This is a genomic window from Streptomyces sp. NPDC087310, from assembly GCF_044744405.1.
Taxonomy (GTDB): domain Bacteria; phylum Actinomycetota; class Actinomycetes; order Streptomycetales; family Streptomycetaceae; genus Streptomyces.
Genome location: NZ_JBIUYF010000002.1, coordinates 160,457 through 175,612 on the forward strand (window position 1 = coordinate 160,457; position 15,156 = coordinate 175,612).

Below are 15,156 nucleotides of genomic sequence, written 5' to 3' on the forward strand. Positions count from 1 at the left end.
CGGTCGGCCCACGCGAGGGGCGCGCCGCGCGGTCCGTTCCTACCGTGGCGGAATGATCACCAGATCCGTGATGCGCTCCGCTCTCTCCGGCACAGCGGCTCTCGCCGCCGGCCTGCTGGTCCTTCTGCCGGCGTCCCACCCGGCCGCCGCGGATTCCCGTACCGATCCGGTCGTACGGGCCCCGGGCCTGCCCGAGGGCGCCGCGATCGCGGTCGCGGGCGCCCCCGGCACCCCCGCCCCGCCCGGCGCACCGGGCGCCCCCGGCACCCCCGCCCCGAGCGGTTCGGCCACCCCGCACCGCTCGGTGGCCCCGGCCGCGCCGGCGCACCTCGGCGCGGGCCCCGAGGCCCCGACGGACGGTTCGCTGCTGCGCCGCGACGGTGTCCAGGTCCTGCCCGCGCATGGCACGCCCGCCCCGCCGGAGCTCTCCGCCCTGTCCTGGCTCGTCGCCGACGCCCGGACGGGCGAGGTGCTCGCCGCGCGTGACGCGCACCGCCAACTGCCGCCCGCCTCCACCCTCAAGACGCTCTTCGCCGTCACCACGCTGCCGCGGCTGTCCGAGCACGCCGAGCGCCTGGTCACGGAGGAGGAACTGGACGACATCGGTCCGGGCAGCAGCCTGGTGGGGGTCGTCCCCGGCGTACGGTACGAGGCGGCCGACCTGTGGCGGGGCGTCTTCCTCAGCTCCGGCAACGACGCCGTGCGCGTCCTCTCCGAGATGAACGGCGGCCTGGACGCGACGGTCAAGCAGATGCGGGACAAGGCGAAACTGCTCGGCGCGCTCGACACCCATGTGGTCTCCCCCGACGGCTACGACGCCCCCGGCCAGGTCTCCTCGGCGTACGACCTGGCGGTCTTCGGCCGTACCGGGCTGGCCTCGCCGGACTTCGTCCGCTACAGCTCGACCGTCGACGCCGAGTTCCCCGGCTACGGCGGCACCTTCGGCATCATGAACACCAACCGGCTGCTGACCGGCGCCGACGGGGTCGAGGCGTACCCGGGGCTGATCGGTGTCAAGAACGGCTACACCACGGACGCCGGCTACACCCTGGTCGCCGCGGCCCGGCACGGCAACCGCACCCTGATCGTGACGGTGATGAACCCGCAGTGGGGCGGGGCCCACGCCGTGTACGAGGAGGCCAGGGAACTGCTGGACTGGGGGTTCGGCGCCCATGGCCGGGTGACCCCGGTGGGGTCGCTCCGGCCGCCCGCGGCGCCCCTGCCGCCGCGCCCGACGGTGGAGGCGGCGGGTCCCGAGCCGGGTGCGGTCGAGAAGGCCGTACGGGCCCACCCCGTACCGTCGGCGACACCCCCCGCGCACGCGCAGGCGGCCGGTTCCGGGATCGGGGGCGTCCTGCCGGTGGCGTTCATCGGCGCCGCCGCTCTCTCGGGGCTCGCGCTCTTCCTGGTACGGCGCGCGGGAGCCAGGAGCGACCCGGCCGACGGGTGAGGCCCGGCGCGGCGGCTACCGGTGGGCGGGGCTGCTACCGGTGGGCGGTGCTGCTACCAGTGGGCGGGGCGTACGAGAGGCGGTGGCAGCCTGGTGTCCGCGTCGCCCCGCGCCGCGTTGACCTGGGGCTGGACGAGGAAGATGCTGCCGGTCAGATCGGCGCCGCGCAGATCGGCGTCCCGGAGGTCGGCCCCGATCAGGTCGGCCAGCCGCAGGTCGGCGCCGCGCAGATCGGCGGCGATCAGATACGCCCCGCGCAGGTCAGCGCCGCGCAGATCGGCGCCCTTGAGCCGGGCCCCGAGCAGGTCGGCGCCCCTGCGGTTCTTCTTCTTGCCCTTGACCTGGGCCCGGACGAGTTCGCTGGTCCGCAGCAGCAGGGGGTTGACGGCGGCGCGGCGGGCCGCGACGTCCAGGGCCAGCAGGGTGGCGGGGTCGGCGAGGGTGAGGCGTTCGATCTCCTCCAGCGCGGCGCGGAGTTCGCCGTGGAGCGCGCGGGCCGGCTCCAGGGTGAGGGCCTCGGTCAGATACCGCAGGAGTTCCTGGAGCTGGCGTACCACGGGGAGCAGCGCGAACATCTCGTCGGCGGTGCCGGGAGCCTGGCGCCAGTCCTGTCCGCCGTAGGTGATCCGGGAGATCTTCTGGCCGGCGCCGAAGCAGTCGTAGACGGTGCAGCCCTGGAAGCCGCGCTGCCGCAGCTCGCGGTGGACGGAGCAGCGGAAGTCCGTACGCAGATGGGAGCAGGGTTTCCCGGCGGCCTTGTGCACGGGGAAGTCGGCCGATACGGAGAAGGTCAGGGCGACGCAGCACAGCCCGAAGCAGTTCGCGCAGTCGGCCCGCAGCCCCGGGTCGTCGAGTGCGGCGTGGCCGGCGCTGTGGCCGGTGGGGTCGGGCTGGTGGGACAAGGGGTCCGGTCTCCTGTCACGGAATGGGCGTGTGGTCAGAGCCTACTGTCCGCCCTGTGCGCGCCCGCCCTCCCCCAGGCCCCCGGGTCCTCCCGTTCGGGTCCCGCCCGTCCCCGGGGCGTCTCAGCGCTGCGCGTGGTGGGACTCCATCGCCAGGCGTGCGCGGGCCGCCAGCCCGTCGGCGCCGCAGCTCTCGGCGAGTTCGAGCCCGCAGGACAGTTCGGCGTGGAACCCGGCGGCGATGCCGTACTCGACGCGGGCGACGGCGCGTTCGTACGCGCAGGGCGACGCTTCGAGGTGGGCGACGGCCTGTGCCAGCAGCTCGACCCGCTCCGGGCCCTCCTTCAGGGACGCGGTGCAGCAGAGCGCCACCCCGATGGCGGTGTGCGTGCCGAAGCGTTCGGCGCGGTCCCGGGCGTACGAGGCGAGCTGGGCAGCGCGGCGCGGGTCCTCGTCGGCGAGCGCCCGCGCGAGGTCGAGCGCCCAGGGCGCCATGACCACGCTGTGCCGTCCCCGGGCCAGCAACGCCTGCCCGGCCGCCTCCAGTTCGGCGACGGCCTCGCCCTTGCGGCCGAGGGCGAGCAGCAGCCGGCCGCGGACCGAGGGGGCGTCGGGGATGACGATCGTGGAGGAGTACGGCGGCGCGAACGCGTACCGCTCGGCGGCCTCCCCGGCCTCTTCGACATGGCCGCGGGCGAGCAGTGTGTCGATGAACATGCAGACGGCGTCCCAGTTCATCGGCAGGCCGTTGCCGACCCGGTCGGCCAGGCGCAGGCTCTCGCGCAGATACATCTCGGCGTCGGCGAGCCGGCCACGCCTGCGGTGGACGTAGCCGACCAGCGCGTGGGCGAAGGCGAGATGGCCGCCGCTCCAGCCGGAGATCTCGAAGGCGCGCAGCGCCTCGGTGAACAGGCTCTCGGCGCGGTCGAGTCGGTCGGCGAAGGCGTACGAGAGCCCGAGGAGGGCCGGGGGTTCGAAGCCCCATCCCGGATCGGCCCAGCCGACACCGGGCGGCAACGCGCCCTCCTTCAGGGCGCGTTCACCGATCTGGACGACTTCCTCGGCGCTCTCGCCGCGGGCCGTGCCGTCGAAGGCGCGCAGCATCAGCAGGACGCGTTCGGTGTTGTCCCGCCCGCTGAGCGGCGCCACCGCCCGGGCGAGGCGGCGCGAGCGGTCCGGGCCGTCCTCCTCTATGGCCTGGACGCCCTCCCAGAGGAAGTGCGCGGCCTGGAGCCGCATCCGGGCGGGGCCGTCCTCGGTACGGGCGGCCTCGGTGGCCACCACGTGGGCGGCGTCGCCGGTCTGGTTGTTGTGTGTCAGGGCCTGCGCGAGCCGGAACACCACGTCCACGCGCAGGGCGTCGTCGAGGTGCGGGGTGTCGAGCGCGGCGCGCAGATGACCGACCGTGGTGGCGGGCGAGGTCAGCAGGGTGGAGCAGCCCAGCTCGTACAGCAGGGGCCCTCGTACGGTGGACAACGGCGGTTCCGCCAGGGCCCGTTCGAGGCAGCGGCGCGCGGCGTCCGGGGCTCCGACCGCGAGGTGTTCGGCGGCGGCCTCCCGTAACTGCTCGACGAGTTCGGGGTCGCCGTCGGGGTGCACTTCGAGGAGGTGCGGCGCCGCGGCGGCGGCTCCCCGGCCGCTGCGGGAGACCGCCCAGGCGGCGAGGCCGTGCATCGCGGCGCGTACGGCCGGCGGGATCGCGCGGTAGACGGCCCCGGCGATCAGCGGATGGACGAACTCCAGCGGGTCGGAGCCGACGAGGATCCGGGCGGCGCGCAGCCGCTGCGCGCACTCGGCGGCCTCCTCGTCGCTCATGCCCGCGAGCGAGATGGTCAGGTCGAGGGAGATGTCCGTGCCGAGGATCGCGGCGGCCCAGGCGAACCGGGTGGTGGCCGTGCCCAGTTCCTCCAGCCGTGCGATGAGCCCGGTGCCGCGCGCGGAGGCGCCCAGGGCGCGCAGTTCGCCGGCGTTGGTGCCGACGGGGTCGATCGCGCTGTCCCGTACCTTCGCGAGGAGTTCGACGCTCTCGTACGCGTTGCCGCCGGTCACCTCCCACACCTCGCGGCAGAACGGATCGTCCGCGTGTTCCCCGAGCGCGGCGCGCGCGAGCCCGGCCGTGGCGTCGGGGGTGAGTTCACGGAGGGTGACCAGCAGCCGGGCCGCCGAGCCCAGGGTCCGCAGATGCTCCTCGGCCTCGCCGACGGCCTCCTCGGTGCGGTAGCCGACCACCACGAGGACGGGCAGGGCGCGCCCCGGGCGCCGCGCGAAGGAGGCGAGCCAGGCGAGGGTCTCCAGGTCGGCCCATTGCGCGTCGTCCACGGTGAGCAGGAGCGGGCCGTGCACCCCCGCGAGCCGTTCGACGAACGCGTCCAGGCCGTCCCTGACGCCCTGCGGATCGGCGGGGTGGTCACCGGGCGGCAGTATCCCGAGCGCGGGACCGACGACCTCGTACCGCTCGCCGAGCAGGCCGGCCGCGGCCCCGTACACGTCGCACCCGCCGTCCTCCGCGTGCTCGCCCGGTCCGTCCGGGGATTCGGCGACCACGAGTGCGGGCTGGAGGAGTTGCCGTACGACATGGAACGGCACGGAGGTCAGGCTCTCCCCGCCCCGCGCCGCCCACACGGCGCAGCGCCCGGCGGCGAGCCGGCGCACCTCGGAGAGCAACGCGGTCTTGCCCAGCCCGGCGGCGCCCCGGTACACGAGCACCCCGCCGGAGGGCGCCGCTCCGCACAGGGCGTCCACCGCGCGCGCCGCGGCGGCCAGTTCGGGTTCACGCTCCAGCAGCGGGAGAGCGACCATCTGCTCCGGCGGATGCACCGGCATCCCTCCCCCTCCCTCTCGGACAGCGCCCAGGTCACGTGACGAGCCTAGACCCGGAGCGCACCGAGTGGACCCGAATATGCACGAATTCGGCAGTTCGACTGCGCGTCGACGCGGAAAGGAGTAATGGAGGGATGGACTCCGCAGCCCCGTCCCGGCTCAGCCGGTGATCGTGACGTCCTCCGTGGTCCAGGCCGCCGCCTGGTCGCTGAGGGAGAGGCCGAGGCCCGGGCGGCTGGGGACGGTCATGCGGCCGTCGCGGAGTTCCAGGCGCTCGTTGAACATCGGCTCCAGCCATTCGAAGTGTTCGACCCAGGTGACGCGCGGGTAGGCGGCGGCGAGGTGGAGGTGGATCTCCATGGCGAAGTGCGGGGCCAGGTTGAGGGCTTTGTGGTCGGCGAGGGCCATGATCTGGAGGAACGGGGTGATGCCGCCGACGCGGGGGGCGTCGGGCTGGATGAAGTCGGCGGCGCCGGTGAGGATCAGGCCGGTGTGTTCGGCGACGCTGGTGAGCATCTCGCCGGTGGCGACCGGGGTGTCCAGGTTCGCGGCGAGCGCCGCGTGGCCCTCGGCGTCGTACGCGTCGAGTGGTTCCTCGATCCAGGTGAGGTCGAAGTTCTCCAGGGCACGGCCCATGCGGGCGGCGGTGGTGCGGTCCCACTGCTGGTTGGCGTCGACCATCAACGGGACGTCGTCGCCGATGTGTTCGCGTACGGTCTGGACGCGGCGCAGGTCCTCCTTGGTGTCCGGCTGGCCCACTTTGATCTTGATGCCGCCGATGCCGCGCGACAGGGAGAGCCCGGTGTTCTCCAGCACCTGTTCGATGGGCATGGAGAGATAGCCGCCCGAGGTGTTGTAGCAGCGTACGGAGTCGCGGTGCGCGCCGAGCAGTTTGGCCAGGGGCAGGCCGGCCCGGCGGGCCTTGAGGTCCCACAGGGCGATGTCGAAGGCGGCGATGGCCTGGGTGGTCAGTCCGCTGCGGCCCATGGACGCGCCGGCCCAGACCAGCTTCTGCCAGAGCCGGCCGGTGTCGCTGGGGTCCTCGCCGATGAGTTCGGGGGCGATCTCCTGGGCGTGGGCGTAGAGCCCGGGGCCGCCCGCGCGCTTGGAGTAGCCGAAGCCGATGCCCTCGTGGCCGCCCTCGGTGGTGATGCGGGCGAAGAGGAACGCGATCTCGGTGAGCGGCTTCTGGCGGCCCGTGAGCACCTTGGCGTCGCTGATCGGGGCGTGCAGCGGCAGCCGTACGAGACTGACGCGTACGGCGGAGATCCGGTCGAGCGTGGCCTCCCCCGGTGCGGTGGCGAACGGCTTGGCGGGGGTCGGGCGGGTGGCGGACGTCATGCGGGGGCTCCTTCAGGGATGGGGAGTTGAGGGATGGGGAGTTGGCGGGGGCGCGCGGGCACGAGACCTACTGCGCGTCGGGGTGCGGGCGGGCGACGGGGCAGCTCAGGTGGTAGCCACGGGCACCGTAGTCGAACCCTTCGAGTTCGACGTGGTCCCGGCCGTCCGAGCGGGCGGCGTAGTAGGCGCGGATCTCGGTGATCAGACCGGTTCCCGGATCGAAGGCGTACCACTCGTCGCCGCGCAGGAACCCGCCCCGCCGTGTCTTGTAGTGGGTCCACTCGATGACGGCCTGGTGTGTCGTCGGGTCGGTGATCAGCCGGTCGATGGTCCAGGCGGAGCCGATGGTGAGGGTGAGCCGGCGCCAGTTCTCGGCGATGGCGCGGGCGCCGGTCCACGGTCCGTCCAGGCCCGGCGGGAAGTAGTGGACGGCGTCGGGGTGGAAGGTGGCGGCCATCTTCTCGACGTCGGCCTCGTTGCATCCTTCGAAGTACGTACGGATGGTGGCCTCCATCCGTGCGCGGCGCGTCGGCTCGTCCAGCTTCTCGAAGGGGGTGGTGTCCCCGGTCCCGTACGTCGTCACGCGCGGGCCTTCTTCCACTGGCGGAACTGTTCCCTGGTCTCCTCGCTCGGCGGGTAGAGCCCGCCGAGGAGCGGTTCCCCCTCGTGCACCCGGGTGTGCAGGTAGTCCTCCAACTCCTCCTGTTCCAGGGCCTGGTCGACGATGCGCGGGGCGAGGTGACGGGGTACGACGATGACGCCGTCCCGGTCCCCGACCAGGATGTCGCCGGGGTAGACGGCCACCCCCGCACAGCCGATGGGCACTTGGAGATCGGCGACATGGAAGCTGGTGAGGCGGGTGGTGGCGGTGACGGCGCGCGCGTACGTCGGGATGGGCAGCGACGCGAGGACGTGACCGTCGCGGAAGGCGCCGTCGGTGATGAACGCGGCGGCGCCGCGGTGCAGGGCCCGGGTGACGAGCATGTCGCCGGCCGAGGCCGCGGAGATGTCGCTGCGGCTGTCGATGACCATCACCTGGCCCTGGCTCAGGCTCTCCACCCCCAGCCACTGGAGGTTGTCCTCGCCCGGCAGGCTTTCGAGGGTGTCGAGGTCCTCGCGCGCCGGTATGAAGCGCATGGTGAACGCCTCGCCGACGAAGCCGTCCAGATCGGGGTTGAGGGGCGAGAGCCCCACGAGGAACTGCTGCCGCAGCCCCTCGGCGAAGAGCCGGGTGGCGAGGGTGGCGGTGCTGATACGGCGGAGCTTCTCCAGCACCTGGGAGTCGAGGACCTGAGGTTCGAGCGACTGAGGTTCGAGCGACTGGGGTGCGGGCGACCGGGGTTCGACGGCCTGGGGTTCCAGGGGTTCGTGCGCGTGGACGGGGGGCATGGCGGGGCTCACCTCGTAGGGGTCGGGAGGGGCGGACCGGGTATGTCCGGGGTTCAGAACTTGGGGAGCGTGGGGCGCCGGTGGTCCGGGTGTACGGCGCGCATCGCCGCGATGTCGTCGCGTTCGCGCAGGTCGGGGCGGCGGTTCCAGCGTTCGTGCAGCCGGGCGAGGGCGTCCCGGTCCAGCTCGACACCGAGCCCCGGGGTGTCGGTCACGGCGACCGCGCCGTCCTGGAAGGTCAGCGGTTCGGTGATGACGTCCTCGGACTGCCACGGGTAGTGGGTGTCGCAGGAGTGGTCGAGGCGGGTGAGGGTGGCCGCGACCTGGGTCATGGCGGCGAGGCTGATGCCCAGATGGGTGTTGGAGTGCATGGAGAGGGCCCGGCCGTGGGCGTCGCACACCGCCGCGAGGTCCCGGGTCGCCAGCAGTCCGCCCCAGAAGTGGTGGTCGGAGAGGACGATCTGCACCGCGTCGGCGGCGAAGGCGGGCGCGATCTCTTCGGTGGCGGTGACGACCATGTTGGTGGCCAGCGGCATGCCGGTCCGCCGGTGCACCTCGGCCATGTCCTCCAGCCGGGCGGTGGGGTCCTCCAGGTACTGGACGACGCCGGTGAGTTCCTCGGCCACCCGCAGCGAGGTCTTCAGCGACCAGGCGCCGTTGGGGTCGAGGCGCAGCGGATGCCCGGGGAAGGCGTCGGCGAGCGCCCGCACCGCGGCGACCTCCTGGTCCGGTGGGAAGGCGCCGCCCTTGAGTTTGAAGGAGCGCGAACCGCAGCGCTCCTGGAAGAGCCGGGCGAGCGCGACCACGCCGTCCGGGTCGACGACCTCGCCCCAGTCGTCGGTGGGGTCGTCGGCGCCCGGGTGGCGTCCCCACTTGTGGAAGAGGTACGCGGCGTACTCGACGCGGTCGCGGACCTTGCCGCCGAGCAGCGCGTGGACGGGGACGCCCAGCTCGCGGCCGTACGCGTCGAGGGCGGCCGTCTCGAACGCGGAGACGATGCTGAGCCGCATCTTCTCGGCGGTGAGCAGGCCCCGGTAGCCGCTGGCGTCCGGGTGGGAGTCGATGACTCGCCGGCCCGTCTCCCGCCCGACGGCGCGGATGGCGTTGACGCCGCCGACCGGCAGTCCGGTGAGGTGCGGGGCGAGGCGCGCGGCCAGGTCGAGGTAGGCGCCGTCGCCGTACGTCTCGCCCAGGCCGACGGTGCCGGCCTCCGTCACGATCTCGACGATCAGCCGTGGGGCGTAGGGCTGGTGGACCCCCGCGATGTTCAGCAGGGGGGCGTCGGCGATGAGGATCGGCGTCAGCCGTACCTCGGTGATACGGGGCGAGCCACTGGCCGTGGCATCCGTCGTCATCACACTCATCGTACTCCTTTCCGCGAGATGATTCCCATTCAATGGGACACGATCTCGTTTACTGGGTAATTTGAACGTAGCAATGGTCCTGGGGAGCGCACAAGTCCCGGTGACAGCGCCCGAAGTGGGTCGGTAGTGTCATCCGATGAGCCAGGGCGGCCGTACGGAGAACAGGGAAGGGCCGAAGCGGACGATGGGCGAGGGGACGATGAACGGGGTGACGATGAACGGGGCGGACACGTCCGAGGGCGGTCCGGCGGCCGGCGTCGGCGCCGGTGGCGCGAGTCCGGGCCCCGGTTCCGGTGCGGGCTCCGGTTCGGGCTCGGGTGAGCGGGCCGCGGGCGCCCTCGACCGGGGACTGGCGATCCTGACGCATGTGGCCGGGACGCGCGGCGCCTCGACCCCGGAGATCGCCCAGGCGCTGGGGCTGACCCGCAGCACCGCGTACCGGCTGGTCGACCGGTTGCACGAGCAGGGCTGGCTGGCGCACGACCCGGCCGCCGGACAGTGGCGGCTCGGCTCGGCGGCGGTACGGCTGGCGTCCGCCGCGGTGGCGTCGACCAATCTCCGGGACGCGGCGGCCCCGGCCCTGCGCAAGCTCGCCGATCTCACCCAGGAGACCGTCAGTCTCGGTGTGCCCAACGGGCTGACGATGGTGTTCGTCCACCGGGAGCGCGGGACACGGCCCGCCGCCGTCACCGCCGAACTCGGCGCCTCCCGCCCCCTGCACTCGACGTCCCTCGGCCGCGCCTATCTGGCGGCGCTGCCGCAAGCCGAGCTGGAGGAGACGCTGATCGAGCTGGTGCGCTCGCCACTGTCGCCGGTGACGGCGGCCACGGTCTCGGATCTGCACGCCGAGATCGAGCGGACGCGGGAGCGCGGCTGGTCGCAGGATCTGCGGGAGTTCGACGAGTCGAGCTGCTGCTGCGGCGCGGCCGTGTACGACCACACCGGACTGCCGGTCGCCTGCATCAGCGTGGCGGGCGTGGCCGAACGGATGGAGCCGCTCGTCCCGACGTACGGCCCGGTCGTGGCCCAGGTCTGCCGGGAGCTCTCGGCGGATCTCGGCTATCTGCCCCCCGCGACCTGACGCGGACGCACAGCGCCCGCCCCCTCGGTGGAGGCCCCCTCGGCGGCGGCCCTGCGCACCGGGTTGACGAGGCGTCCGATCCCCTCGACCTCCGACTCCAGCAGGTCTCCGGGGCGCAGGGCGCGCGGCGGGCTCATGTAGTCGCCGCAGCCCGCCGGGGTCCCGGTGAGCACCACGTCCCCGGGGCGCAGGGTGAAGAACCGGCTGAGATAGGCGATCAGTTGGGGGATACGGAAGACCATGTCGGCCGTGGTGCCGTCCTGCACGCGCTCTCCGTTGACCCAGGTACGGATCCGCAGCGCGTGCGGGTCGGGGATCGCGTCGGCGGTGACGACGACGGGGCCGAGCGGACAGAAGGTGTCCAGGCCCTTGCCGCGCACCCACTGCCCGTCGCGCTCCTGGAGGTCGCGCGCGGAGATGTCGTTGGCGACGGTGTAGCCGAAGACATGGCGCGGCGCGTCCTCTTCGGTCACGTGCCGGGCCTCGGCGCCGATGACGACGGCGAGTTCGGTCTCCCAGTCGACGCGCCGGGTCAGTTCCGGGTCGAGGACGACGGCCTCACCCGGACCGATGACACTGGAGGAGAGTTTCGGGAAGAGATAGGGCTCGCTCGGCGCCTGCCGTCCCATCTCCGCGATGGTGTCACGGTAGTTGAGGCCGATCCCGTACAGCGTGGCCGGACGGTACGGCAGGACCGGGGCGCCGCGGCCACCGGCCTGGGCACCGCCGTCGCCCCGTTCACCGCCGTCGCCACGCTCGCCGCCGTCGCCACGCTCGCCGTCGTCGAGTGGTTCGCCGTCCCCGGCCGGTAGGACACCGTCGGCGATGACGCCGGCGAGCGTGGCCGGGAGGGGCGCGAGCCGCCACTCGCCCTCGGCGTACGGCCTGCTGACGAGCCGTCGGCGCCCCTGGTGGATGAGTGTGGCCAGATGCATGGAAGCGCTCTCCTGTTCAGTGGGACATCGTTCCAGGTACGGAAGTGGGCGGACCAGCGGCACCATCACCCTCCCGCGCCCCCTTTCCCTCTTCCTTTTCCGCTTGTTCGTGTTCCTTCGCCGGGGTCGCCGAGGTGTTGGAGAGGAAGAAAACCGCGCACGCGGCGACGAGGGAGAAAGCCGCCAGGGCGATGAGCCCCCAGGACGTGCTGCCGGTCCGTTCCTGCACCAGGCCGAATCCGTACGGGGCCACGAATCCGCCGAGATTGGCGATCGAGTTGATGAGGGCGATGGCCATGCCGACCACCATCGGATGCACGGTCCCCTGCACGATGGGCCAGAAGATCGGACTGATGCTCTTGAATCCCATCGCGGCCACGCACAGCATCACCAGGGCAAGGACGGGAGTACTCACCGCCGCCGCGTAGGACCCGATCGCCGCGACCACCAGAGCGCCGATCAGCAGTGGTTTGCGCCGCCCCGTGCGGTCGCCGATCCGGGCGAGGGTGAACATGGCGAAGATCGCGCATATCCAGGGCAGGGACGAAAGGAATCCCACGGTGAAGTCGTTGGTTCCCTCGATACCGCGCACGATGGACGGCAGCCAGAAGGTATTGGCGTAGATGGACATCTGGACCGAGAAGTAGATGAAGCAGAGCAGCGGGACCTTCGGCGCGCGCAGCACGTCGAGCAGCCCGCCGCGCACGTCCCCGTGGCCCGCCGAGGCGGCGGCGTCGTCCGCCGCGATGGCCGCGGTCAGGGCGCGCTGCTCGGCGCCGGTCAGCCAACGGGCGTCCTTGATCTCCGAGTCGAGCCAGAAGAAGGCGAACACCCCCACGCCGACGGAGAGCAGCCCCTCCGTCAGGAACATCCACTGCCAGCCCGTGAGCCCCCACGCCCCGTCCAGGGCGAGCAGCGGACCCGAGACGGGGCCCGACACGGAGAAGGCGACGAGCGCGCCGACCGCGTATCGGGCGTTGGCCCGGCCGCGGTGCGAGTTCGGCAGCCATTTGGTGAGGTAGTAGAGAACGGCCGGCACGAATCCGGCCTCGGCCATACCGAGCAGGAACCGGAGGAAGTAGAAGCTCCACTCCCCCTGTGCGAAGAGCATGCAGGCGGAGACGATGCCCCAGCTCACACAGATCCGGGAGAGCCAGATCTTCGCCCCGAATTTCTCCATCAGCACATTGCTGGGAATTTCGAAAAGGGTGTAGGAGATGAAGAACAGTCCGGCGCCGAGTCCGTAGGCGGCCGCCCCGATACCGAGATCCGCTTCCAGGTGCGACTGGGCGTATCCGATGTTGGAACGGTTGAGCTGATTGCACATCATCATGACGGCGAATACGGGAACGACGCGTCGGAGTATTTTCCCGGTGGCGCTCCGGAGATGCGGTCCGGACAGGTCCGGACTGCTGACATGCGAGGTCATACGCGGCCACTTCTTCCGTCGTCAGTGACAGGAACCGACCGACCGGCCAAGCGCTCTGAAGTCCCATTCATTGAGACGCTGTTCCGTTTATCGGCACTCGGTACCGTAGGATTCGCGCCGTACGGTGTCAAGACCCACGACAGACCCACGACAGACCCACGACGGACTCACAACGGACCCACGACGGACCGCGACAGACGCGGGAAGAGGCCGACGAGAGCCCCGCCGGAGCCCCGTGAACGCCGAACGGGGCCGCGCCCCGACTGTGGGACGCGGCCCCGTGGTCCGCCTGACGGCGGCCGGATCTCACCGCCTTCGCCTCGCCTCCCCCTCCCCCTCCCCCTCCTCCGCCGTTCCTCCTGTTCGTGTGCGGCCCACCGCACAGACATCACAAGCCGTCAACAGGGCCTCCTCACCCCGTATCGCTGTGACAGACTCCCCGGTATGGCACCGGTCGTCGGGGGTGGAGTGTGAGTGAGCCTCGGTCTGCCCCCACCATCGGGCAGCTCGTTCTCGGCAGGCAGCTCCAGAACCTCCGCGAGAGGGCCGGGTTCAGCCGGGAGCAGTCGGCGAGGCTGCTCCGGGTCACCGCCGCCACGGTCCGCCGGATGGAGACCGCCGAGGTCTCCCTCAAGATCCCCTATCTCCAGTTCCTGCTGCCCGAGTACGGGGTCGGCCCCGAGGACACCGAGGTCTTCCTCCGGCTGGCCGAGGAGGCCAACAAGCCCGGCTGGTGGCAGCGGTTCCACGACATACTCCCCGACTGGTTCAGCGGATACGTCAGCCTCGAAGAGGCCGCGAAGACCATCCGCTCGTACGAACCGCACTTCGTGCCGGGGCTGCTCCAGACCGAGGAGTACGCACACGCCGTCCTGGCCACGGGGGCGGTCGGCCGGACCACCGACCCGCACCGGATCGAGCGCCATGTCGCGTTACGCATGGAGAGACAGGCGCTGCTCACCCGCTCCGACGCCCCGGCCTTCTGGGCCGTCCTGGACGAGACGGTGCTGCGCCGGCACGTCGGCTCGAAGGCCGTGATGCGCGCCCAGATCGACCGGCTGATCGAGGCGGTCGAGATGCCGAACGTGACGCTCCAGATAGCCGAGTACGGCGCGGGGCCGCACCCCGGAACGTACAGCCCGTTCGTCCTGTTCCGCTTCGACATCCCTGAAGTGCCCGACATGGTCTACATCGAGTATCTGACCGGGGCGCTCTATCTGGACGAGGCCCACGAGGTGTCCGCGCACATGCAGGCGATGGACCGGATGGTCACCCACGCGGAGCCCGCGAACCACACGAAGCAGCTTCTGGCCGCCTTCCGCCGGGAGCTCTGAACCCGTAACGCGTCACCTCGTGCCTCGGCTACGCCACTGCGCTGTCCGTCAACAGGGCGTCGATCGCGGCCAGTTCCCGCTCCGTCAGGGGCGCGGCGTCCAGGACGGCGAGGTTCTGGTCGAGCTGGCCGACGCTGCTGGCGCCGATCAGCACCGATGTGACGCGCGGGTCGCGCAGCACCCAGGCCAGCGCGAGCTGGGCCAGGGTCTGGCCACGCTCGCCCGCGACCTTGTTGAGCGCGTGCAGCAGGGTCAGCTTCTCGTCGCTGAGGGCGTCCCGCTTGAGGAAGTGACCGACGGCCATCCGCGAGTCGGCGGGCACCCCGTTGAGATAGCGGTCGGTGAGCTGCCCCTGCGCGAGCGGCGAGAAGGCGATGACCCCGGCGCCGACCTCGTCGGAGGCGGCGATCAGCCCGTTGTGCTCGATGACACGGTCGAGCATGTTGTACGCGTGCTGGTTGATCAGCAGCGGGGTGCCCAGCTCCTTGAGGAGTTCGGCCGCGCGCCGCATCTGCTCGGGCGGATAGTTGGACAGCCCGGCGTACAGGGCCTTGCCCTGCCGTACGGCGGAGGCCAGCGCCCCCACCGTCTCCTCCAGGGGTGTGTCCGGGTCGAAGCGGTGCGAGTAGAAGAGGTCGACGTACTCGACGCGCATCCGGCTCAGCGACTGGTCGAGGCTCGACAGCAGATGCTTGCGCGAACCGAACTCGCCGTACGGACCGGGCCACATGTCGTAGCCCGCCTTGGTGGAGAGGAACAGCTCGTCGCGGTAGGGCCGGAAGTCCTGCGCGTAGACCGTCCCGAAGTTCGCCTCGGCGCTGCCGTACGGCGGGCCGTAGTTGTTCGCGAGGTCGAAGTGGGTGACGCCCCGGTCGAACGCGCGGCGCAGCACGGCGCGCTGGTTCTCCAGCGGGGCGGTGTCACCGAAGTTGTGCCACAGGCCCAGGGAGACCTGGGGCAGCCGTACGCCACTCAGACCGCTGCGCTGGAACCGCATGCCCTCGTAGCGGTCGGCGGCGGCGAGGTAGGGCGGTCGTTTCAACGAACTCTCCTGTGGGGTCGGGCGGGGCGTGAGGGCCGGTTCACCAGGAGCCCGGCGCCTCGACGCTAC

The 15,156-nt window shown here is 71.8% G+C and carries 12 protein-coding genes; 3 read left to right on the plus strand and 9 right to left on the minus strand.

Annotated elements, in window-relative coordinates; all coding sequences use genetic code 11:
- The first annotated feature begins 52 nt into the window (after positions 1–52).
- On the plus strand, positions 53–1,450 hold the full coding sequence (locus ACIO3P_RS06790; RefSeq protein ID WP_401848715.1) for a D-alanyl-D-alanine carboxypeptidase family protein: 1,398 nt from the start codon (positions 53–55) through the stop codon (positions 1,448–1,450).
- Positions 1,451–1,503: 53 nt separating this feature from the next.
- Here the strand turns inward: ACIO3P_RS06790 and ACIO3P_RS06795 are convergent, their stop codons facing one another.
- The 6 genes from ACIO3P_RS06795 to ACIO3P_RS06820 form a co-directional block, all read right to left on the minus strand.
- Positions 1,504–2,352 (minus strand): pentapeptide repeat-containing protein, encoded by an 849-nt coding sequence (locus ACIO3P_RS06795; protein WP_401848713.1) that lies wholly within the window; start codon positions 2,350–2,352, stop codon positions 1,504–1,506.
- A 123-nt stretch (positions 2,353–2,475) separates the two neighbouring features.
- Positions 2,476–5,175, minus strand: a complete 2,700-nt coding sequence (locus ACIO3P_RS06800) for an ATP-binding protein (RefSeq protein ID WP_401848712.1) — start codon at positions 5,173–5,175, stop codon at positions 2,476–2,478.
- A gap of 156 nt (positions 5,176–5,331) precedes the next feature.
- Positions 5,332–6,513, minus strand: a complete 1,182-nt coding sequence (locus ACIO3P_RS06805; RefSeq protein WP_329827748.1) for a mandelate racemase/muconate lactonizing enzyme family protein — start codon at positions 6,511–6,513, stop codon at positions 5,332–5,334.
- 67 nt (positions 6,514–6,580) lie between these two features.
- Entirely contained in the window at positions 6,581–7,096 is a 516-nt protein-coding gene (locus ACIO3P_RS06810) for a nuclear transport factor 2 family protein (RefSeq protein ID WP_329827749.1), read from the minus strand.
- Positions 7,093–7,902, minus strand: coding sequence for a ribonuclease activity regulator RraA (locus ACIO3P_RS06815; RefSeq protein WP_401848710.1), 810 nt, complete (start codon positions 7,900–7,902; stop codon positions 7,093–7,095). Before ACIO3P_RS06815 ends, ACIO3P_RS06810 begins: the two co-directional genes overlap by 4 nt.
- Before the next feature lie 53 nt (positions 7,903–7,955).
- On the minus strand, positions 7,956–9,257 hold the full coding sequence (locus ACIO3P_RS06820) for an enolase C-terminal domain-like protein (RefSeq protein ID WP_329827751.1): 1,302 nt from the start codon (positions 9,255–9,257) through the stop codon (positions 7,956–7,958).
- Between the two features lie 145 nt (positions 9,258–9,402).
- Between ACIO3P_RS06820 and ACIO3P_RS06825 the strand changes: the two genes are divergently transcribed.
- Positions 9,403–10,347, plus strand: a complete 945-nt coding sequence (locus ACIO3P_RS06825; RefSeq protein WP_329827752.1) for an IclR family transcriptional regulator — start codon at positions 9,403–9,405, stop codon at positions 10,345–10,347.
- On the opposite strand, the gene ACIO3P_RS06830 is transcribed toward ACIO3P_RS06825, so the two are convergent.
- Both ACIO3P_RS06830 and ACIO3P_RS06835 read right to left on the minus strand, forming a co-directional pair.
- The gene (locus tag ACIO3P_RS06830; RefSeq protein WP_401848707.1) at positions 10,326–11,282 is read right to left on the minus strand and encodes a fumarylacetoacetate hydrolase family protein; all 957 of its coding nucleotides are present in this window, start codon (positions 11,280–11,282) and stop codon (positions 10,326–10,328) included. The genes ACIO3P_RS06825 and ACIO3P_RS06830 overlap by 22 nt on opposite strands.
- 16 nt (positions 11,283–11,298) lie before the next feature.
- Entirely contained in the window at positions 11,299–12,711 is a 1,413-nt protein-coding gene (locus ACIO3P_RS06835) for an MFS transporter (RefSeq protein WP_401848706.1), read from the minus strand.
- A 470-nt stretch (positions 12,712–13,181) separates the two neighbouring features.
- Here ACIO3P_RS06835 and ACIO3P_RS06840 point away from each other — a divergent pair, with 470 nt between their 5' ends.
- Positions 13,182–14,045 (plus strand): helix-turn-helix domain-containing protein, encoded by an 864-nt coding sequence (locus ACIO3P_RS06840; protein ID WP_401786080.1) that lies wholly within the window; start codon positions 13,182–13,184, stop codon positions 14,043–14,045.
- A 28-nt stretch (positions 14,046–14,073) separates the two neighbouring features.
- On the opposite strand, the gene ACIO3P_RS06845 is transcribed toward ACIO3P_RS06840, so the two are convergent.
- Positions 14,074–15,042: an aldo/keto reductase gene (locus ACIO3P_RS06845; RefSeq protein WP_329828130.1), complete on the minus strand. Its 969-nt coding sequence runs from the start codon at positions 15,040–15,042 to the stop codon at positions 14,074–14,076.
- Positions 15,043–15,156 lie beyond the last annotated feature (114 nt).